Annotated in this window: 16 protein-coding genes, 4 tRNA genes and 3 rRNA genes; 19 read left to right on the top strand and 4 right to left on the bottom strand. The window is 41.8% G+C overall.

The window, feature by feature from the left end; genetic code table 11:
• Positions 1-247: 247 nt before the first annotated feature.
• The 5 genes from PL_RS16130 (at position 248) to rrf (ending at position 5,430) form a co-directional block, all read left to right on the top strand.
• Positions 248-1,769: ribosomal RNA gene (locus PL_RS16130) — 16S ribosomal RNA — on the top strand.
• A gap of 141 nt (positions 1,770-1,910) precedes the next feature.
• A tRNA-Ile gene (locus PL_RS16135) sits at positions 1,911-1,985 on the top strand.
• Between the two features lie 15 nt (positions 1,986-2,000).
• A tRNA-Ala gene (locus PL_RS16140) sits at positions 2,001-2,077 on the top strand.
• Between the two features lie 218 nt (positions 2,078-2,295).
• A 23S ribosomal RNA gene (locus PL_RS16145) occupies positions 2,296-5,174 on the top strand.
• A 144-nt stretch (positions 5,175-5,318) separates the two neighbouring features.
• Positions 5,319-5,430: ribosomal RNA gene (gene rrf, locus PL_RS16150) — 5S ribosomal RNA — on the top strand.
• Together the 16S, 23S and 5S rRNA genes with 2 tRNA genes alongside form the textbook arrangement of a ribosomal RNA operon.
• Before the next feature lie 272 nt (positions 5,431-5,702).
• Here rrf and PL_RS16155 read toward each other — a convergent pair.
• Positions 5,703-6,179 carry an Lrp/AsnC ligand binding domain-containing protein gene (locus tag PL_RS16155; RefSeq protein ID WP_041883359.1) on the bottom strand — a complete coding sequence of 159 codons (477 nt, stop codon included), beginning with the start codon at positions 6,177-6,179 and terminating at the stop codon, positions 5,703-5,705.
• 154 nt (positions 6,180-6,333) lie between these two features.
• On the opposite strand from PL_RS16155, the gene PL_RS16160 reads away from it, so the two are divergent.
• The 12 genes from PL_RS16160 (at position 6,334) to PL_RS16215 (ending at position 14,774) form a co-directional block, all read left to right on the top strand.
• Positions 6,334-6,444 (top strand) — tRNA-Asp (locus tag PL_RS16160).
• Between the two features lie 22 nt (positions 6,445-6,466).
• Positions 6,467-6,612, top strand: a tRNA-Asp gene (locus PL_RS16165).
• A 184-nt stretch (positions 6,613-6,796) separates the two neighbouring features.
• Positions 6,797-7,783, top strand: coding sequence for a phosphatidylinositol-specific phospholipase C (locus PL_RS16170; RefSeq protein ID WP_041883361.1), 987 nt, complete (start codon positions 6,797-6,799; stop codon positions 7,781-7,783).
• A 119-nt stretch (positions 7,784-7,902) separates the two neighbouring features.
• Positions 7,903-8,367 (top strand): cytochrome B, encoded by a 465-nt coding sequence (locus PL_RS16175; protein WP_316933277.1) that lies wholly within the window; start codon positions 7,903-7,905, stop codon positions 8,365-8,367.
• A 215-nt stretch (positions 8,368-8,582) separates the two neighbouring features.
• Positions 8,583-9,995 (top strand): anthranilate synthase component I family protein, encoded by a 1,413-nt coding sequence (locus PL_RS16180; RefSeq protein WP_041883363.1) that lies wholly within the window; start codon positions 8,583-8,585, stop codon positions 9,993-9,995.
• Between the two features lie 9 nt (positions 9,996-10,004).
• Complete coding sequence (locus tag PL_RS16185) at positions 10,005-10,577, top strand: anthranilate synthase component II (protein WP_041883364.1); 573 nt, start codon at positions 10,005-10,007, stop codon at positions 10,575-10,577.
• A gap of 10 nt (positions 10,578-10,587) precedes the next feature.
• The gene (gene trpC / locus PL_RS16190) at positions 10,588-11,379 is read left to right on the top strand and encodes an indole-3-glycerol phosphate synthase TrpC (protein ID WP_041883366.1); all 792 of its coding nucleotides are present in this window, start codon (positions 10,588-10,590) and stop codon (positions 11,377-11,379) included.
• Positions 11,380-11,401: 22 nt separating this feature from the next.
• Positions 11,402-12,595 carry a GTPase HflX gene (gene hflX, locus PL_RS16195; protein WP_041883367.1) on the top strand — a complete coding sequence of 398 codons (1,194 nt, stop codon included), beginning with the start codon at positions 11,402-11,404 and terminating at the stop codon, positions 12,593-12,595.
• Between the two features lie 15 nt (positions 12,596-12,610).
• Positions 12,611-13,000 (top strand): 30S ribosome-binding factor RbfA, encoded by a 390-nt coding sequence (rbfA, locus tag PL_RS16200; protein ID WP_041883368.1) that lies wholly within the window; start codon positions 12,611-12,613, stop codon positions 12,998-13,000.
• A 6-nt stretch (positions 13,001-13,006) separates the two neighbouring features.
• Positions 13,007-13,714 (top strand): peptidoglycan DD-metalloendopeptidase family protein, encoded by a 708-nt coding sequence (locus PL_RS16205; protein ID WP_041883369.1) that lies wholly within the window; start codon positions 13,007-13,009, stop codon positions 13,712-13,714.
• Between the two features lie 16 nt (positions 13,715-13,730).
• Positions 13,731-14,381, top strand: a complete 651-nt coding sequence (locus tag PL_RS16210; RefSeq protein ID WP_041883371.1) for an energy transducer TonB — start codon at positions 13,731-13,733, stop codon at positions 14,379-14,381.
• Positions 14,382-14,774, top strand: a complete 393-nt coding sequence (locus tag PL_RS16215) for a hypothetical protein (RefSeq protein ID WP_041883372.1) — start codon at positions 14,382-14,384, stop codon at positions 14,772-14,774.
• Here the strand turns inward: PL_RS16215 and PL_RS16220 are convergent.
• Positions 14,767-15,639 carry a diacylglycerol/lipid kinase family protein gene (locus tag PL_RS16220; protein WP_041883373.1) on the bottom strand — a complete coding sequence of 291 codons (873 nt, stop codon included), beginning with the start codon at positions 15,637-15,639 and terminating at the stop codon, positions 14,767-14,769. The genes PL_RS16215 and PL_RS16220 overlap by 8 nt on opposite strands.
• Before the next feature lie 215 nt (positions 15,640-15,854).
• Between PL_RS16220 and PL_RS16225 the strand changes: the two genes are divergently transcribed.
• Complete coding sequence (locus PL_RS16225; protein ID WP_348619905.1) at positions 15,855-16,685, top strand: App1 family protein; 831 nt, start codon at positions 15,855-15,857, stop codon at positions 16,683-16,685.
• Here PL_RS16225 and PL_RS16230 read toward each other — a convergent pair.
• Together PL_RS16230 and PL_RS16235 are read right to left on the bottom strand one after the other, a co-directional pair.
• Complete coding sequence (locus PL_RS16230) at positions 16,682-17,881, bottom strand: DUF1501 domain-containing protein (protein WP_041883374.1); 1,200 nt, start codon at positions 17,879-17,881, stop codon at positions 16,682-16,684. The genes PL_RS16225 and PL_RS16230 overlap by 4 nt on opposite strands.
• Before the next feature lie 10 nt (positions 17,882-17,891).
• Positions 17,892-19,319, bottom strand: a complete 1,428-nt coding sequence (locus PL_RS16235; protein WP_041883375.1) for a DUF1800 domain-containing protein — start codon at positions 19,317-19,319, stop codon at positions 17,892-17,894.
• A gap of 71 nt (positions 19,320-19,390) precedes the next feature.
• Between PL_RS16235 and aat the strand changes: the two genes are divergently transcribed.
• Entirely contained in the window at positions 19,391-20,032 is a 642-nt protein-coding gene (aat, locus tag PL_RS16240) for a leucyl/phenylalanyl-tRNA--protein transferase (RefSeq protein WP_041883398.1), read from the top strand.
• Positions 20,033-20,036: the final 4 nt, after the last annotated feature.

A 20,036-nucleotide genomic window follows, 5' to 3' on the forward strand; every position in this document is an offset into this window, starting at 1 on the left:
AAGACCTTGAGAACATTAAGACTTGAGGGATTAGAAAGATTAGCATTGCAACATATATAGACTGCCGGGAGGTTAAGTCGAGAAGTTCATTAAAGAGATGTCATTTACAAACGTAGCGAGGTAAACACGTACAAGTTCAAAGTACATGAACCGCGCGAGTTTTTTAAGTCTATTCTGACAGACAAATAAGAATAAAGACTATTATTAATACAAGTTAAGAATGGTCAGCGTTCAAACAACACATTTTACAATGGAGAGTTTGATCCTGGCTCAGGATGAACGCTAGCGGCAGGCCTAATACATGCAAGTCGAACGATAGTTACCAGCTTGCTGGTAGCGAAAGTGGCGCACGGGTGCGTAACGCGTATGCAACCTACCTTAATCAGGGGGATAGCCCGAAGAAATTCGGATTAACACCGCATAAAATCACAGTACAGCATTGTACAATGATCAAATATTTATAGGATTAAGATGGGCATGCGTGACATTAGTTAGTTGGCGGGGTAACGGCCCACCAAGACCACGATGTCTAGGGGATCTGAGAGGATGACCCCCCACACTGGTACTGAGACACGGACCAGACTCCTACGGGAGGCAGCAGTAAGGAATATTGGTCAATGGAGGCAACTCTGAACCAGCCATGCCGCGTGCAGGAAGACAGCCCTCTGGGTCGTAAACTGCTTTTATTCGGGAATAAACCACATTACGTGTAATGTGCTGAATGTACCGAAGGAATAAGGATCGGCTAACTCCGTGCCAGCAGCCGCGGTAATACGGAGGATCCAAGCGTTATCCGGATTTATTGGGTTTAAAGGGTGCGTAGGCGGCTTTTTAAGTCAGGGGTGAAAGACGGTGGCTCAACCATCGCAGTGCCCTTGATACTGAAGAGCTTGAATGAATTAGAGGTAGGCGGAATGTGACAAGTAGCGGTGAAATGCATAGATATGTCACAGAACACCGATTGCGAAGGCAGCTTACTATGATTTTATTGACGCTGAGGCACGAAAGCGTGGGGATCAAACAGGATTAGATACCCTGGTAGTCCACGCCCTAAACGATGAATACTCGCTGTTAGCGATACACAGTTAGCGGCTAAGCGAAAGCGTTAAGTATTCCACCTGGGGAGTACGGTCGCAAGATTGAAACTCAAAGGAATTGACGGGGGCCCGCACAAGCGGAGGAGCATGTGGTTTAATTCGATGATACGCGAGGAACCTTACCCGGGCTTGAAAGTTAGTGAATCATTTAGAGATAGATGAGTCCGCAAGGACACGAAACTAGGTGCTGCATGGCTGTCGTCAGCTCGTGCCGTGAGGTGTTGGGTTAAGTCCCGCAACGAGCGCAACCCCTATGTTTAGTTGCCAGCACGTTAAGGTGGGGACTCTAAACAGACTGCCTGTGCAAACAGAGAGGAAGGAGGGGACGACGTCAAGTCATCATGGCCCTTACGTCCGGGGCTACACACGTGCTACAATGGATGGTACAGAGGGCAGCAAGCTGGTAACAGCAAGCAAATCTCCAAAAGCCATTCACAGTTCGGATAGAGGTCTGCAACTCGACCTCTTGAAGTTGGATTCGCTAGTAATCGTATATCAGCAATGATACGGTGAATACGTTCCCGGGCCTTGTACACACCGCCCGTCAAGCCATGGAAGTTGGGGGTACCTAAAGTATGTAACCGCAAGGAGCGTCCTAGGGTAAAACCGATAACTGGGGCTAAGTCGTAACAAGGTAGCCGTACCGGAAGGTGCGGCTGGAATACCTCCTTTCTGGAGAAAGGTAGATTACTCGCTGCGTAAATGATATACCGATTGATCAATTGGTATAAGTAAATGACAACAAATCTCAAAAGAAAAACCCATAGGATGAAACATCGAATAAGTGTTCACCTACTGCAGTAAAGACAATTTAGTCCCGTAGCTCAGTTTGGTTAGAGCACTACACTGATAATGTAGGGGTCAGCAGTTCAAATCTGCTCGGGACTACAGTTATAATTCTAAGGGGGATTAGCTCAGCTGGCTAGAGCGCCTGCCTTGCACGCAGGAGGTCAACGGTTCGACTCCGTTATTCTCCACCATCACCCATGCTTAAAATAAAAGGCATAGAAATAGGAACAGCAATGTACCGGGGATAGAAAAGTTCTTTGACATATTGGAAGAAGTTAATAAAGAAGAGCAAACAACAATAGAGACGTTGTTAGCTTGAAGGAAGGTAAAGGTGCTTGCACTGATACAATCCGTAGGGTTAATAACCATCAAAAAAAGCATTTCCATAGGCGCAAAAGGCTATGGAGAGAAGAAAGTAAGAAAGAGTACACAGGGGATGCCTTGGCTCTCAGAGGCGATGAAGGACGTGATAAGCTGCGATAAGCTTCGGGTATTAGCAAATATGAATTAATCCGAAGATTTCCGAATGGGGAAACCTGGCTAGTTGAAGACTAGTCGCATTACGATGCGCAAACCTGCCGAACTGAAACATCTAAGTAAGCAGAGGAAGAGAAAATAATAATGATTTCCAAAGTAGTGGCGAGCGAACTGGAAAGAGCCCAAACCAGTTATGTTACGGCATAGCTGGGGTTGTAGGACTACGATGTGGCATTAATGAAATGAAGTGGAACAGGATGGGAAGCCTGGCAATATAGCGTGAGAGCCGCGTACACGTAAGTAACATTAGTCTAGTAGTATCCTGAGTACCGCGAGGTCGGAGACGCCTTGTGGGAATCTGCCGGCACCATCCGGTAAGGCTAAATACTCCTGAGAGACCGATAGTGAACCAGTACCGTGAGGGAAAGGTGAAAAGAACCCCGAACAGGGGAGTGAAATAGAACCTGAAACTGTGTACTTACAAGCGGTCGGAGCGTCCAGGTGGCGTGACGGCGTGCCTTTTGCATAATGAGCCTACGAGTTACTCTTCTCTGGCAAGGTTAAATGTTTAAGACATGGATCCGAAGCGAAAGCGAGTCTGAATAGGGCGTATAGTCAGGGGAGGTAGACGCGAAACCTTGTGATCTACCCATGGACAGGTTGAAGGTGCGGTAACACGTACTGGAGGACCGAACCGATAAACGTTGAAAAGTTTCCGGATGATCTGTGGGTAGGGGTGAAAGGCTAATCAAACTGGGAAATAGCTCGTACTCCCCGAAATGTTTTTAGGAACAGCGTGGTGGTTAAGTTTACTAGAGGTAGAGCTACTGATTGGGTGCGGGGGAGTCAAATCCTACCAAATCCAGACAAACTCCGAATGCTATTAAATATACACTGCAGTGAGGCCCGGGGTGCTAAGGTCACGGGCCGAGAGGGAAAGAACCCAGACCATCAGCTAAGGTCCCTAAGTTACTACTAAGTTGAACTAACGAGGTGCGATTGCCTAGACAGCTAGGATGTTGGCTTGGAAGCAGCCATTCATTTAAAGAGTGCGTAACAGCTCACTAGTCGAGCGATCGTGCATGGATAATAAACGGGCATAAAGTAGTACACCGAAGCTATGGGTAATATTAATATTACGGTAGGGGAGCATTCCAGCGGCAGCGAAGTTTTGGCGTAAGCCAGGGTGGAGCTTCTGGAAAAGCAAATGTAGGCATAAGTAACGATAAGGCAGGCGAGAAACCTGCCCACCGAAAGGATAAGGTTTCCTGATCAACGCTAATCGGATCAGGGTTAGTCGGGGCCTAAGGAGAACCCGAAGGGGAAATTCGATGGACAACTGGTTAATATTCCAGTACTTTTTATAACTGCGATGTGGGGACGGAGTAGTGACACTGCCGCGATCTGACGGAATAGATCGTTAAAGACTGTAGGTATAGGGAATGTAGGCAAATCCGCATTCTTTGCTAAAGGTCGATAGTACCGCAAGCCTTCGGGTAAGTGGATAGCGCAGGTAATCAGACTTCCAAGAAAAACCGCTAAGCTTCAGGTTATAAAAACCCGTACCGCAAACCGACACAGGTATCCGGGAAGAGAATTCTAAGGTGCTCGAGTGAATCATGGCTAAGGAACTCGGCAAAATGGCCCTGTAACTTCGGGAGAAGGGGCGCTGACAGCAATGTCAGCCGCAGTGAAAAGGCCCAGGCGACTGTTTAACAAAAACACATGGCTTTGCAAAATCGAAAGATGAAGTATAAGGCCTGACACCTGCCCGGTGCTGGAAGGTTAAGAGGGGATGTTAGTCGCAAGGCGAAGCATTGAATCGAAGCCCCAGTAAACGGCGGCCGTAACTATAACGGTCCTAAGGTAGCGAAATTCCTTGTCGGGTAAGTTCCGACCTGCACGAATGGTGTAACGATCTGGGCGCTGTCTCAGCCATGAGCTCGGTGAAATTGTGGTCCCGGTGAAGACGCCGGGTACCCGCAACGGGACGGAAAGACCCCATGCACCTTCACTACAATTTAACATTGACATTGGATACAGGATGTGTAGGATAGGTGGGAGACTATGAAGTGGCATCGCTAGGTGTTGTGGAGTCAACGTTGAAATACCACCCTTTTTGTATTCGGTGTCTAACTCTTTTAGGAGAGGACATTGTTTGATGGGTAGTTTGACTGGGGTGGTCGCCTCCAAAAAGGTAACGGAGGCTTTCAAAGGTAAGCTCAATACGCTTGGTAACCGTATGAGGAGTGCAATAGCATAAGCTTGCTTGACTGTGAGGCAGACAAGCCGAGCAGGGTCGAAAGACGGATATAGTGATCCGGTGGTTCTGCATGGAAGGGCCATCGCTCAAAGGATAAAAGGTACGCTGGGGATAACAGGCTGATCTCCCCCAAGAGCTCATATCGACGGGGAGGTTTGGCACCTCGATGTCGGCTCGTCACATCCTGGGGCTGGAGAAGGTCCCAAGGGTTCGGCTGTTCGCCGATTAAAGTGGCACGCGAGCTGGGTTCAGAACGTCGCGAGACAGTTCGGTCCCTATCTGTTGTGGGCGTAGGAATTTTGAGTGGGGCTGACCTTAGTACGAGAGGACCGGGTTGGACTAACCTCTAGTGAATCTGTTGTTCCGCCAGGGGCATTGCAGAGTAGCTACGTTGGGAATAGATAAGCGCTGAAAGCATCTAAGTGCGAAACTAGCCACGAGATGAGAATTCCATATAGGACCGTAGCAGACTACTACGTTGATAGGTTACAGATGTAAAGCTGGTGACAGCATAGTCGAGTAATACTAATCATCCGAAGCTTTCAAGAGCAATAAACTGTTGTTTGTTCTTCATAACTAACTTCTTTCAATAATATGTCATCGTTTGTCTCTGAGCTGGAAACAGGATAACTGTAAAGGTTATTTGGAGAAAAACAAATAAAATATTGATCAATAACAATTGATAAAGACATTTAGGTGCCTATATCGGTGGTGTCCACCTCTTCCCATTCCGAACAGAGAAGTTAAGCCCACCAGAGCCGATGGTACTGCGGTAACACGTGGGAGAGTAGGTCGGTGCCAAATCTTAAAGAAAGCTTGTAGGAAACTACAGGCTTTTCTTGTTTATAGACTTTTCCGCATCGAGCTTATAAACCTTTCTGCATCTAGCTTATAAACTTTTCTGCATGGAGTTTATAAGTCTTTCCTGATTGAGTTTACAGACTTTTACAGCACAACCTTTTTTGTATATAGACCGCCCTGGTTTTCTCTGAAGATCACAGAGCTTTGAGAATAATAATTTCTGCCTTTAGAATTAATGAAACAGGTAATTCAGCTTCATATTAAAGCCGGGATTTCTAACCCAGCTCTATCTGTCTTCTGATACTTTCTTCCAGTGAGATCAATGTCTCTGTTCGCTGAATACCGGCTACTGCTTGAATCTCTTCATTTAATACATGACGCAAATGGTTGGTATCCCTGCAGATAATTTTCGCGAACATACTATAAGCACCAGTAGTATAATGAAGTTCTACAACCTCCTTAATTCTACTGAGCTGTTCAACAGCGTCTTTATACTGGATACCTTTTTCAAGGTAGATTCCCAGAAATGCACAGATATCATAACCCGCTTTCTGCGGATCTATAATTAAATGTGAACCTTTTATAATTCCCATTTCCTGAAGTTTCTTCATTCTGACATGAATAGTACCACCCGAAACGATCAGATCTTTAGCTATTTCTGTGTAAGGTTTAGTTGCATCCTGCATCAGCTGCTTTAAAATGTCAATATCGAGGTTATCAATTTCTAAATTTTGGCTTTCTTTTTTGAGCATGATTTCAATTAATTTTAATGATGATCTAATATAATTACAATAATTGTAATAATGAAATTAATTGATTAAAATATTTGCAACGTATGCAGTCTATCATTACATTTGTATCAAGCAAGTAAGAAAAAAACGTTCATTTTAATAATTGCTTATACTCTGTAGGGTGGTGGAACTGGCAGACGCACCTCCTTGTCTCGGTGGTGGAGAATATGGAAAACCTGTAAAGGCTAACTACTCCTTGAAGGTTCGACTCCTTCCCCTACAGCCAAAGAATGTTGTTCTTTATTTAATGTTGGGTGGTGAAATTGGCAGACACACCTTCTTGTCTCGGTGGTGGGGATCATGGGATAAACACAGTTTATGGGTTGACCACAAATTAATTTTTTGAGCTGATGCTAACTTCCCCTTGAAGGTTCGACTCCTTCCCCAACAGCCAGTTTTTTTATTTTAATAAGTTAGTTAATTAGGGTAATCCGGGGGCGGGTTACTCTTTTTGTTTATAGTATTTAAACTTAATCTTTGACACGTGATAAATTAACAATTCCATACTAGTTTAGCGTTAAGCAAAATCGATAGATAAATCGTATTTGCAGGTAATCTAACCGGAAAAACAATTTATTATGAACAGTAGAAAACTACAACTAGTCTTATTAACGTTTGGTGTAATGATCTTCACCGCCTGTAAGAAGCAGGACAGTTTAGGGTATAACCCTGAAATGAAAAAAGAGAGCTCAGTAAAAACAAAGCAGACGGCTTTGTTAAATTACACGCTGAGTAACTGGATGAGCTTTATACCGGATACCACAAGCATCGCACAAATATCCATCCCGGGGACACATGATTCTGGTGCAAGATTCGAACCGGTATCTGGTACAGCCAAATGTCAGAACCTGACTATTGCAGATCAGTTAACAGCTGGTGTAAGATTTCTGGATGTGAGATGCAGACATTTCAATAACAGCTTTACTATTCATCACGATCTGGTTTACCAGAATTTGAACTTTAGCGACGTTTTAAAGGCATGCATTGACTTCCTTGATGCAAATCCTTCGGAAACAGTAATTATGAGCGTAAAGGAAGAATATACGCCTTCAGGTAATACACGCAGCTTTGAAGAAACTTTTGATGCCTACGTTAAGGAAAATGCATCAAAATGGGATCTGGGTACTGATATTTCCAGGCTTTCATCTATACGTGGCAAAATTAAGCTATTGAGGAGATTCAGTACAGCAAATGCAAAAGGAATTGATGCTACTGCCTGGAAAGATAATGCAACTTTTGAAATTAATAATAAAGCGGCAAATCTGAAAATTCAGGATGAATATAAAGTTTCAAAGGTGGAGGCCAAGTGGGCCAGTGTCAACAGTTTGCTGAATGCTGCTCATGATGATACTTCAAACAGGTTGTATATCAATTTTGGAAGTGGGTTTAAGTCCCTTATTTTCGGTATTCCAGATATTATTGCTGTAAATAATTACATAAATCCTAAGATCACAACATTTTTCAGCGGTAATACAAACGGAAAATATGGCGTAATTCCCCTGAACTTTATTACAGCTGATTTATCCAGAGGGATTGTAAAATCAAATTTTAACCAGGCGCTTTAAATGATAATGCCATCCGGGGACAATAGGTTTTACCGGCTCAGCCAAGCTTCGTTTTTATAATGATTCTAAATACCAATAAAAGGGCTCTGCTCTTATAAGCAAGCATTAATTTCTTATTTTTGAAGAAAAAAATTGTTATGGGTATTTATGAAATCTTGAAGAGTGCGCACTCTGGATGGCGTTATTTAGTAATCATTTTATTGCTGGTTGCTTTTATCAGTGCATTAATGGGATATGTGGGAAAGAAACCATATACCGAAGGTAATCGTAAATTAAATGTATTTACTTTAATCAGTTCGCATATTCAGCTCCTTTTAGGATTGGCTATTTATTTTATGCATGACTGGTATAAAGGAGATAGTTCTGTAGCTATACAACGTTACTGGAAAATGGAGCATATTTCCATGATGCTGATTGCAATTGTTTTAATTACAGTTGGTAATGCCCGCTCTAAGAGAGGAACTACTGCGTTAGCCAAACATAAAACCATAGCTATATTTTTTGGACTGGCACTTTTATTAATCGTAGGGGCAATTTTTGCGATGGTTAAAGTTGATCCGAGCCGCCATTTCTTTGGAATGTGATAATTATTTTACGATTTAATTTTGGTTTGTAAGATTTATTTCTATTTTTGCTACTCAATGATTAACAATAAACATACAACCTGGCAGTGGCGCGGTAATTCTGAAAAGAGTTTCGTCGCAGTCTCGTGTACATTATAGTTTATCAACCTAAACCAAACCACACATACTAACCCGACGTACAACACGTCGGGTTTTTTTTGTTTAATATTTTTCAGATGGAGAAGATAAAAATCAATACAGTTTTTAAAAAAAGGTTAGCAGATACGATTACGCCGGTAAGTATTTATCTGCGATTGAGGGACGTTTTTCCAAATTCCCTGCTACTGGAAAGTTCGGATTACCACAGCCGGGAGAATTCAGTGAGTTATGTCTGTGCAGAACCTGTAGCAGGAATTATGCTTCAAAACGGACAGCTTTCCACTTATTTTCCAAACGGCGAAAAAGAAGTGAAGGACAAATTTATCCTGACAGAAGAAATCGAAGCCTTTAAAGCGAGATTTGACACGCAGTCTGTGCAGGAAAAACGCTACATTTCTACAGGTATGTTTGGTTATTTTACCTGGAACACTGTACAGTATTTTGAGGATATCAAATTTACTGCAGAATCTCCAAAAGGGGAAGAAATTCCATTGATGCAGTATCATGTCTATCGCTATATTATTGCCATAGATCACTTTAAGAACGAAGTCACCTTGTTTAAAAATAATTTTAATGAGGAAGAAGATGACGACCTGGAAAAAATTGAATACCTGATTCAAAATAAAAATTTTCCTGAATATAGCTTTGATACTGTAGGTGATGAGCAATCCAATCTGACTAACGAAGGATTTATGGATGTTGTGGAGAAGATGAAAAAACATATCCTGCGTGGCGATGTATTTCAGATTGTCCCTTCCAGAGCCTATAATCAGGGATTTTCGGGGGATGAATTTAATGTATACCGTTGTTTACGTTCGATTAACCCTTCTCCGTATCTCTTCTATTTTGATTACGGAAGTTTTAAACTTTTTGGCTCTTCGCCCGAAGCTCAGATTACTATCAGAGATGGAGCTGCCAATATTTTCCCGATTGCCGGAACTTTTAAACGTACCGGTAATGATGAAGAGGACGCTGAACTGGCCAGAAAGCTGGAACAGGACCCTAAGGAAAGTGCAGAGCACGTGATGCTGGTTGACCTGGCCAGAAATGATCTGAGCAGACACTGCAGAGGTGTTGAAGTGAAATCCTTCAAAGAAGTTCAATATTATTCTCACCTGATTCACCTGGTTTCAAAAGTAAGTGGTAAACTACAAAAGGATGTTTCGGCATTTAAAGTTGTTGCTGATACTTACCCGGCCGGTACTTTAAGCGGAGCACCGAAATATAAAGCCATGCAGCTTATAGATGAATACGAAGGGCTGGCGCGCAATTTCTATGCAGGTGCCATTGGTTACATGGGTTTTGATGGTTCATTTAATCATGCAATCATGATCCGTACATTTATGAGTAAAAATAATCAGCTGCATTATAGAGCTGGCGCCGGGATTGTAGCCGATTCGATTGCTATAAACGAGCTGAATGAGGTAAATAATAAAATTGCTGCCCTGCGTAAAGCAATAGGAATGGCTAAAGAGATTAATAAAATTTAAACTAAAGACATGCAAAAGAAAATATTAGTCATAGATAATTATGACTCCTTCACTTATAATTTAGTGCATTTAATTAATGAATTAGGCAGTGAGGTTGAAGTATGGAGAAATGATAAATTTGCTATTGCTGACGTTGCCGGGTTTGATAAAATTTTATTATCACCGGGCCCTGGTATACCTTCGGAAGCGGGTTTGCTTTTAGAGGTTATCCGGACTTATGCGGCTGAAAAAAGTATTCTGGGGATTTGCCTCGGACAGCAGGCTATTGCAGAGGCATTTGGTGGTCAGCTACTAAATCTGGGCAGACCTATGCATGGAATTGCTACGCCTATAAATGTAATTGATAAGGAAGAGTTTTTATTTAATGACTGTCCGGAAGTAATTAATGTTGGCCGTTATCATTCATGGGTTGTAAGTCAGGAAGGATTCCCTGCAGATCTGATAGTTACTGCTACAGATGCCAGCCAGGAGATTATGGCACTCAGACATCAGACTTATGATGTTCGTGGTGTGCAGTTTCATCCTGAAAGTGTACTGACCGAATATGGTAAGGAGATGATGAAAAATTGGTTGGAAAATTAAAATAGACACTATGAATATTTTAGATAAAATCGTTCTCAGAAAAACAGAAGAAGTTGAACAGGCTAAGAAATTAGTATCCATCAAAGAACTGGAAGCCGGTGTTTATTTTAACAGGACGCCATATGTGCTGAAAGAATTTATACTTGATCCTAAGCGTACCGGTATTATTGCGGAGTTCAAAAGACGTTCGCCATCAAAGGGGATTATCAACGACCGGTCTGCAGTTGAAGAAGTAACCAATGGTTATGCAGCTGCAGGAGCCTCAGCGATTTCTGTATTGACCGATATTGATTTTTTCGGTGGACATCCCAATGATTTACTGGCAGCAAGAGCAGCGAACAGTGTCCCGCTTTTACGGAAGGACTTTATGATTGATGAGTATCAGATTGTAGAAGCAAAGGCTCTGGGTGCAGATATTATTCTGCTGATCGCTGCAATTCTTACTCCGGCGCAGATAGAGAACTTTGGCAGACTGGCAAAAAGTTTAGGGCTGAATGTATTACTTGAGGTACATAATCTGGAAGAATTACAGCGCAGTATCAACCCTTATATTGATGCCATTGGTGTTAATAACCGTAATCTGGCAGACTTTTCTGTCAGTATTCAGACTTCATTTGATCTGGCTGATCAGATTCCAAAAGAATTTCTGAAAATTTCTGAAAGTGCAATCAGTGACCCTCAGACGATTAAGCAGCTGAAAACAGCTGGATTTAACGGTTTTCTGATTGGTGAAAATTTTATGAAGACCTCAGATCCGGGAGCAGCAATGCATCAGTTCGTAGAGGAGTTGATCTCGGTATAACTTTTGTATCTTTGTACTTTACATGGGAAAAGCGAAAACTTATGATACCGCTGTTAAGCAGGAACGTGCTGTCCTGGTAGGGGTGATCAGACCGGGAGAAAAACCGGAGGAAACAAAAGAATATTTAGACGAATTAACATTTCTGGTAGATACAGCAGGTGGTGTGGTGGATAGTGTTTTTACACAAAAAATGCTGAAACCGGAAAGAGCTACCTTTGTTGGAACAGGGAAATTAGAAGAAATAAGAGCCTACGTGAAGTCGGAGGATATTGATATGGTCGTTTTTGACGATGAATTATCTCCTTCGCAACTGCGGAATATAGAGCGTGAACTGGAAGTGAAAATCCTGGACAGGAGTAATCTTATCCTTGATATTTTTGCGGGAAGAGCTCAGACCTCACAGGCTAAAACTCAGGTTGAATTAGCCCAGCTGCAATATTTATTACCACGTTTGACACGTTTATGGACTCACTTAGAGCGCCAGAAAGGTGGTATTGGTATGCGTGGTCCAGGGGAAACTCAGATTGAGAGTGACAGAAGGATGATTCTGGAGAAAATTTCTCTTTTAAAGAGCAGACTGAAACTGATCGATAAACAGAATGAAACGCAGCGCAAGAACCGGAATGAATTAATCCGGGTGGCCCTGGTAGGATATACCAATGTGGGTAAGTCTACCATCATGAACATGATTTCCAAATCTGAGGTTTTTGCAGAGAATAAATTGTTTGCAACCCTGGATACTACAGTAAGGAAAGTGGTGATTGATAATCTGCCTTTCTTATTGTCGGATACTGTTGGATTTATACGCAAACTACCGCATCACCTTGTTGAATGTTTCAAATCAACACTGGATGAGGTAAGGGAAGCCGATATATTAATCCATGTGGTAGATGTTTCTCATTCAAGTTTTGAGGATCAGATCAACGTGGTCAATGAGACATTGAAAGATCTTGGCGCGAGGGATAAAGAAACGATTGTGGTATTCAATAAAATTGATGCTTATGTTAATCCTGAGGCTGATGAAATGAATGAAGAGGAAAAGGTGACATTAACGCTGGAAGATTTCAAAAAGAGCTGGATGGCGCAGCATAATACGCCGTCAATATTTATCTCAGCACTGAATAAGGAGAACCTGGAAGAGTTCAAACAACTTTTATACGATAAAGTTGTGGCACTGCATACGGTAAGGTATCCTTATGACAAATTATTATATTAAAATTAACAAGAAAACATGGAAAGTAAACGTCAACAGAAATTTGCCGGTGTACTGCAAGAGGAATTAGCTACGATATTTCAAAGAGAAGGGGCAGAATACTTACCCAATACATTAGTTACGATTACAAAGGTCCGTGTATCTCCAGATTTAGCAGTTGCAAAGGTTTACCTGAGCTTTTTAAGCACTAATAATACCGGATTGTCAATTGCTACAGTAAATTCTCATGCCGGAGAAATCAGGTATAAGCTGGGCGCACGTATTCGTCACCAGGTGAGAGTTGTGCCTACACTGACTTTCTTTGTGGATGATACAAATACCTATGTAGAGCACATGGATAAAATATTTGATAAAATTTCAAAGGACCGCAAAGAACAGGGGACGGAAGAAGAAACAACAGAGGATTAATTTCTGATGGAACCTCTGGAAAAACTTAAGGAATGGGCATCGGACCCTGAAAACAGGATCAGCAGCGTAGTCAGTTTTGATTCATCTGCTGATCGTTTGTATCCTTTTGATTTTACAGCGGGAAACCTGGAACTGACTGATCAGATTCTTGCTGATACTGCAGCTTTCTCTGCATGGGTAACCAAAAAACTCGAAGATACCAGCTCACGTTACGGTATTGGCGGATACAATGAACACAGGACAATTTATTCAAGAAGTGCTCATTTTGATACTGCAGAGGAACCCAGAAGATTACATCTTGGGGTTGATATCTGGGCATCGGCCGGTACTCAGATCTTTAATTTTTATGATGCCGTAGTACATAGTTTTAAGAACAATAATCAGTTTGGTGATTACGGTGCGACAATCATTTTAAAATACGAACTTAACGGCCTCACTTTATATGCACTTTATGGTCATTTAAGTCTGGCCTCTCTTAACGGTCTCCAGGCTGGACAATTTATTGCAGGCGGTACTCCGTTTGCTGCTTTTGGTATTCCGGCTGAAAATGGAAACTGGCCTCCGCATCTGCATTTTCAACTGATGTTTGATATGCAGGGCAAAGAAGGTGACTATCCGGGAGTCTGTCAGTTTTCTAACCGTGCTGTTTATCTTAATAATTGTCCTGATCCGGGCTTGATTCTTAACCGTACTTTTAACATTCCTGCCGAATAATTTCGTAAATTACGGGATGAAGAAGATTCTTGTACTATTCCTGTTTTTCATTGGGCTGTCTGTAAAGGCACAGCCAGTGCTTCAGGGTGGACTGGATGCTTTTATCCGGACAAATATTATCTATCCGGTATATTCACTGCAAAACTGTATTCAGGGAAAGATTAATATTAGTTTTAAAGTGAATCTTTCGGGTGAGGTCTATACTTCAAAGGTAAGCAGCGGACTGGGAATAGATCTCGATCAGGAAGCGCTGCGCCTGATCAGACTGAGTAGTGGAAAATGGCAGGTACCTGATAACTATGATACCACTTATGTGCTGATTGCACCGGTAAATTTTATTCTTTCGGACGGGGACTGCGCTACTGTGAATCCACAGCAAAGAAATAAAGCGATTGCTGCCTATAAGGCAAATGAAGGGCTCACAGAGGTGATCACTAATTTTTACCGGAATAAGGCCATTGGCAATTATAACGAAGCGGAGGAGGGTCGGATCACAGCTTTAAAGAAAGAATTGGGCTATGATGACAGTTATCTGGAAAAAAGAATAGAAGAGGGAAAAAAGAGATTAAAGCAAAAAGATAAACAGGGTGCCTGCGAAGATTTTCTGTTTGTTAAATATATGGGTTCATCACTGGCTGACGAACTACTCGAAAAATATTGTAAATAAATGCGTTTTCTATTCAAATTATTTGCTTTGCTGGATGTGATCAGCATTGTCTCCATGAGTCCTCAGATCTGGTCTGTCTTAGTGAATTACAAGGAAATCCCCGGCGATGCAACTTCTGTAGCCAGAGTTGTTTTAACGCTATTAATCTTCTTTTCCCTGTTTGTTTCTGCTGCCGGATTATTTCAGTTCAGAAAATATGGCATAATTACCAATTATATTCAGTTTCCTTTCCGGCTGTTGCTTTTTGTGTTTTCTATTGGGTTTATTACGCTTTTGCCTGAATTATTTCCCAGCGGGGCACAGTGGTTTGGTGTTTTGTTCAGGATATGCATTATCGCTGAATTTTTCAGAGCTTTTTATGTGCTGCAGGGACATCGGAAATATTTCAGGTAATCTTTTCCGGGTTAAAAATCATAGTTATAGCTGCTGGTAATAGTTTTGCCTGAATGCTATTGACTTTACCTATATATTCTCCGTCTACCTGGAAGTGTACCTTGTTTCTGGTCTTTATAAGCAGGCTGTCAGTCTGAAAGGATTCGATTTTTTCAGGATTAAAAGGTAAGTTGGTGAAGCGTATTTTTAAGATTTCCAGAAAGGAGTATTTTTTGACCAGAATAACTTCAAAAACTTCATCATCTAATTTCCCATCAGGGTTTATTTTTACACCGGTCCCATACATGGTCGCATTGGCAATAACTACCATAGCCGCTTCTGAGCGGATAAGTTCGTTTCCTATACTGAATGCTACTTCCATTTTATGGTGGCTCCACAGGGCTTTCCATAAGGCTTTGGTATAACCCCACATTCCTCTTTGTGGCAGATCATCAAACTTTTTAACAATGTAGGCATTGAAGCCAATATCGGATAAGTGAATACAGAATTCATCGTTTACAACTACTGCGTGAATTTCTTTGGTTTCTCCGCTTATAGTCAGCGCAAGTGCCTGTTCAATGTTTAGTGGTATGCCCATTTCTCTGGCCATACCATTTGCAGAACCGGCTGGAATAATTCCAATCGGGACCTTCGTGCCTTTCAACAGGTCTGCGACCAGTTTTAATGTCCCGTCTCCGCCGGCAGCAATCACACGATCTGCCTTTGATTCATCTATAGCTGCTCTGATCTGTTCGGGATTACAGTTTGCCGTAAGCTCATAAATTTCAAATGTATGCTCAAGGGATTTGAAAAAATCCGATATCACCGTTTTGAAATCTATATCATCACTTCCCGAACCTGGATTGACAATAAAAAGTAATTTCATTCCGGTAATTGTTTATAGGTATTGTTCAATATCACAAACAACTATGCGCCTGCTCTGTTTGATTTATAATGAATAATTCTGTCAGCGTAAAGATATATCACGGTTATGGCCATACACACAATCTTGTTGTTTATGGACACGTCTTTAAATTCAGGGCTAAGAATGACCAGAAGTACAGCAATAATTTTTTTAAGAATATAATTTATCTGATCAGGATGTTTATACTCAAACCATATCCATGGGTTAAAGTCAGACTGACTTTTTATAAGCAGACCGTTTATCAGACCACTGAATATGATGGGTTTTTCAAATTCGAATGGGAGGCCATGGAAAGTGTGAGTGCCGGCTGGCACCCAGTCCGGATAGAGGCCCTGAGTGATCATGGGGAGGTCCTCGCTGAGAGTACAGGGCAAATTTACGTGCCTCATGTTACGCAGTATGCATTTATATCTGATATTGATGATACGATTATGATTTCGCATTCTGCAACTATTGGCAGGAGACTGAGAGAACTTTTTATTAAGAATCCGCACACCCGGAAAACCTTTCCGGGTGTTGCTTCTCATTATAATTTACTGGCTTTGTCTCATACTGATGCTGAACATCCTAATCCTTTTTTTTATGTTTCCAGCAGCGAATGGAATTTATATGATTACCTGGTAAGCACTTTTAGCTTTAATCAATTACCGGAGGGTTCTTTTTTACTGAATCAGATCAAGAGGTGGAAAGATTTGTTAAAAACAGGGAAAACGGGGCATGAAGGTAAACTGATGCGGATAATGCGGATTATAGATGCCTTCCCAAATCAGAAATTTATACTTTTTGGCGATAATTCACAGCGCGATACAGAGATTTATACGACAATTGCTATAAAGTATCCGGAAAGTATAGAGGCTATCTATATCAGGAATATCAGACAGGAAAAACAGGATGCCGCACTTGATCTGTTAAGAAAAGCGGAGGAAAAGGGGATTCATACCTGCCTTTTTAAGGATAGTAAAGAAGCAATGTCACATGCTGTCCGAATTGGATTAATTGGTATTTAAATAAAACCGAGGGTGTTAAAACGTTTGTTGAGTACTTGTGAGTTGTTGACATCCAGCCATTTATCCAGAATGGTGCCATATACTTCCCTGAAATCTACCTGATATTTAAGATCACCATTATCCAGGTTGCCCAGGTCTGGTGCTCCATTGTATATTCCCTGCTTTTTTAAGCGTCCGCCAAACAGGAACATATTGTTTGCTGTACCATGATCAGTTCCGTTGCTTGCATTTTGTGCTACACGGCGTCCGAATTCGGAAAAAGTAATTACCAGGGTATCTTCCAGTTTATTGTTTTGATGCAGGTCTTTCACAAAAGCATTCATGCCTTCTGCATATTGCTGCAATAAGCGTCCTTGCTGGTTTAGCTGATTTACATGGGTGTCAAAACCGCTTAAAGAAACATAATAAACCCTGGTTTTTAATCCCGAACAGATAAACCGGGACACCGTTTTTAACTGGTTGGAAAAGGCTGTGTTGGGATAGGTGTAATTGGGCTGATAGATCCTGGATGTATTCTGAATATAATTGGCAGAAGAAGAGGTTTCTATCATCGTTTTATAGAGATATCCGAGATTGTCTTCATCCAGATGGTCCTTGTCTCGGTTAATCATGTCTCTGAAAAAGGGCTCATTGGTATTACGGAACAAGGCCGCAGGATCTTTTAAGGCGATCCCTTTTTTGCTCATACCTTTCATTGCCAGAGATAGACTATCGTCAACTTCAATAGCTGTATAGGGGAATTTGCAGGTTTCACAGTTTGAATCCAGATAACGGCCTATCCAGCCTGTGGAAAGGTATTGATTGGCATCACTGGCTGTTTGCCAGATATCCATGGAACGGAAATGTGAGCGGTCAGGATTAGGATAGCCCACGTCATTAATGATGGTCATCCATCCCTGATCGTAAAGTTCTTTCAAACAGTTCAGATTCGGATTCAATCCCTGCATATCATTTAGTTTGATGACTTCATCTGGTTTTATTGCTATGCCTTTTCTCATTTGATAATAGATATCATTACCGAATGGAATAACTGTATTCAGCCCGTCATTCCCGCCCGAGAGCTGAACAACAACCAGGTTTTTATATAAACTCAGCTCATCCAGCGCGAGTGCTTCAAAAGGTTTCATGAAGGCCGGAACTACCAGAGTTCCTGCTGCTGCAAAAGCGGCATTTTTTAAAAAGTCTCTTCTTTCCATTTCATTTAAGCTAACACAGTTGATATTCCGGCATACTGGTCACTGCAATTGCCGTATTTTTTAATTTAATATTGGATGCAATAACATCACTGATTTTTTTGTCTACCGGTGGTTCCAGCAGAAAAGCAGCGAGCTCGGTTTGTTTCATGTCTTTAGGAAAACAGGCCAGAAATTTAGACCAGTCTGCTTTTGCATTGATATAAGATCTGACAGGTCTGGGTTTTTGTTTTTTATTCAGCGCAATAACGGCTTCATCTTCGGGATCTGCTTTACCGTCAAAATCAAGAATACCATCATTAAGAACCAGCGAAGGGATTTTTAGCCGGAGCATCAGCGAAGAACTGTCAATCCAGGTTTTTCCTCCTGGCCAGCCTGCGACATTAGGGGGATTAAATAAGTACTGGCCCAGACTGCTTTGTAATTGTATTAAAATCTGCGGCTTGCTGTAGGTAACGTAAAACTCTCTGCTCAGATTCACAAGAAACTCTACCGGAGACTTTATTTTATTGCCTGTATTGGTTTTGCTATAGAACCATTCTGCACTAAACAAGCTGTTCATCAGGGCAGAGATGTCATATTTTTGTTCGTAAAAGTGACCGGCTAATTCTTTGACATGATTTTCGTCGGGGGTGTCATTAACAAAGAAAATATATAGTTTGCGACAAATAAATGTTGCGGTTTCGGGCCTGGCCAGTATCCTGTCAATTATGGCTTCTCCGTCAAAAGTGCCGGTTTGTCCAAAAAAGGTTTTCTCCTTTTCATCATGTGCCCGCTGGTTGAATTCAAAATCACCGGACTTATTGTATGCCCATCCGGTAAATGAACGGGCTGCTTCTTTAATATCATTCTCTGTGTAATTGCCGCGGCCTAAAGTAAACAGCTCCATCAGTTCCCTGGAGAAATTTTCATTGGGATGGCCTTTTCTGTTTTGCTGATTATTCAGATAGTCGAGCATAGCCGGTGACCTGGATACTTCAAGCAGCAAAGTTTTGAAGTTGCCCAAAGCATTGTTTCTTTGGATATTGTTTAGCTGCTGTGCATAAAACGGATTATTGGATCGGCAGGCGAAGTGTCCATGCCAAAACAGTGTCATCTTTTCCAGCAGCGGATTTTCGGTTGTAATCATCCTTTGAATCCAGCTCAGGTTAAGTTCCCGGCTTTTCTCGTTACGTGCTTTGGTGATGTCTTCCCGCTGTTGTTTTTCGTCGGGGCTTAATTCTTTTTTGCCGTTGAGGCCAGAGAGGATAAGTTGTTGCTGTTTAAATTCATCAGGTGTAATTACTGTCAGCTCAGTTCCCTGGTTTGAAACGGTAAGCAGACCTTTTATCGCCTTGCTTATTTTTCTTTTGCTTAGCTGAAGCAAATCGGGATAGGCTATTCCGAAACCGGCTCTGTTATAGAGATGCTTGATGTTGGTAAAATTATCTTTTCTATCCATGGTATCAGGCTGTTTTGTTGGGTATGACAGATATAAAACGTTTAGGTTTAAAATTTTATATTTTTGTCTTTATGATATTTCAGTTACCTGAAGGAGAATTGGTTTTCCCTGATCCGGCATTGGCAGACGATGATGGATTACTGGCTATTGGTGGAGATTTAAGTAAGGACAGGTTGATACTGGCCTATCAGAACGGGATATTTCCATGGTTTAGTGAAGGAGACCCGGTTTGCTGGTTTGCTCCTCCTGAACGCTGTGTAATCTTCCCGGAAAGAATTAAAGTGAGTAAAAGCATGCGTAAAGTAATTGCGGATGGTGCTTTTAAAGTGACAATGGATCAGGTTTTTGCGGATGTAATTGTTTGTTGTGCAGAAACACCAAGAAAAGATCAGGATGGTACCTGGATTACTAATGATATGCAGAATGCTTATATCAATCTGCACAGGCATGGCTGGGCACATAGTGTTGAAGTCTGGTATGAGGGGGAGCTTGCCGGAGGATTGTACGGCCTGGAAATTAACGGGGTATTTGTTGGAGAAAGTATGTTCAGTAAAAAAAGTAATGCATCTAAGACTGCGCTGATCTGGCTTTGTCAGCAAAACGAATACAGGCTGATTGATTGTCAGGTACCCAATAATCATTTGATGAGTTTAGGTGCCGAAATGATCTCCCGGGCAGATTATACTGCAATCCTGCAGTTTCCGCAAAGCTGAAATT

The sequence above is a fragment of the Pedobacter lusitanus genome, from assembly GCF_040026395.1.
Lineage (GTDB): Bacteria > Bacteroidota > Bacteroidia > Sphingobacteriales > Sphingobacteriaceae > Pedobacter > Pedobacter lusitanus.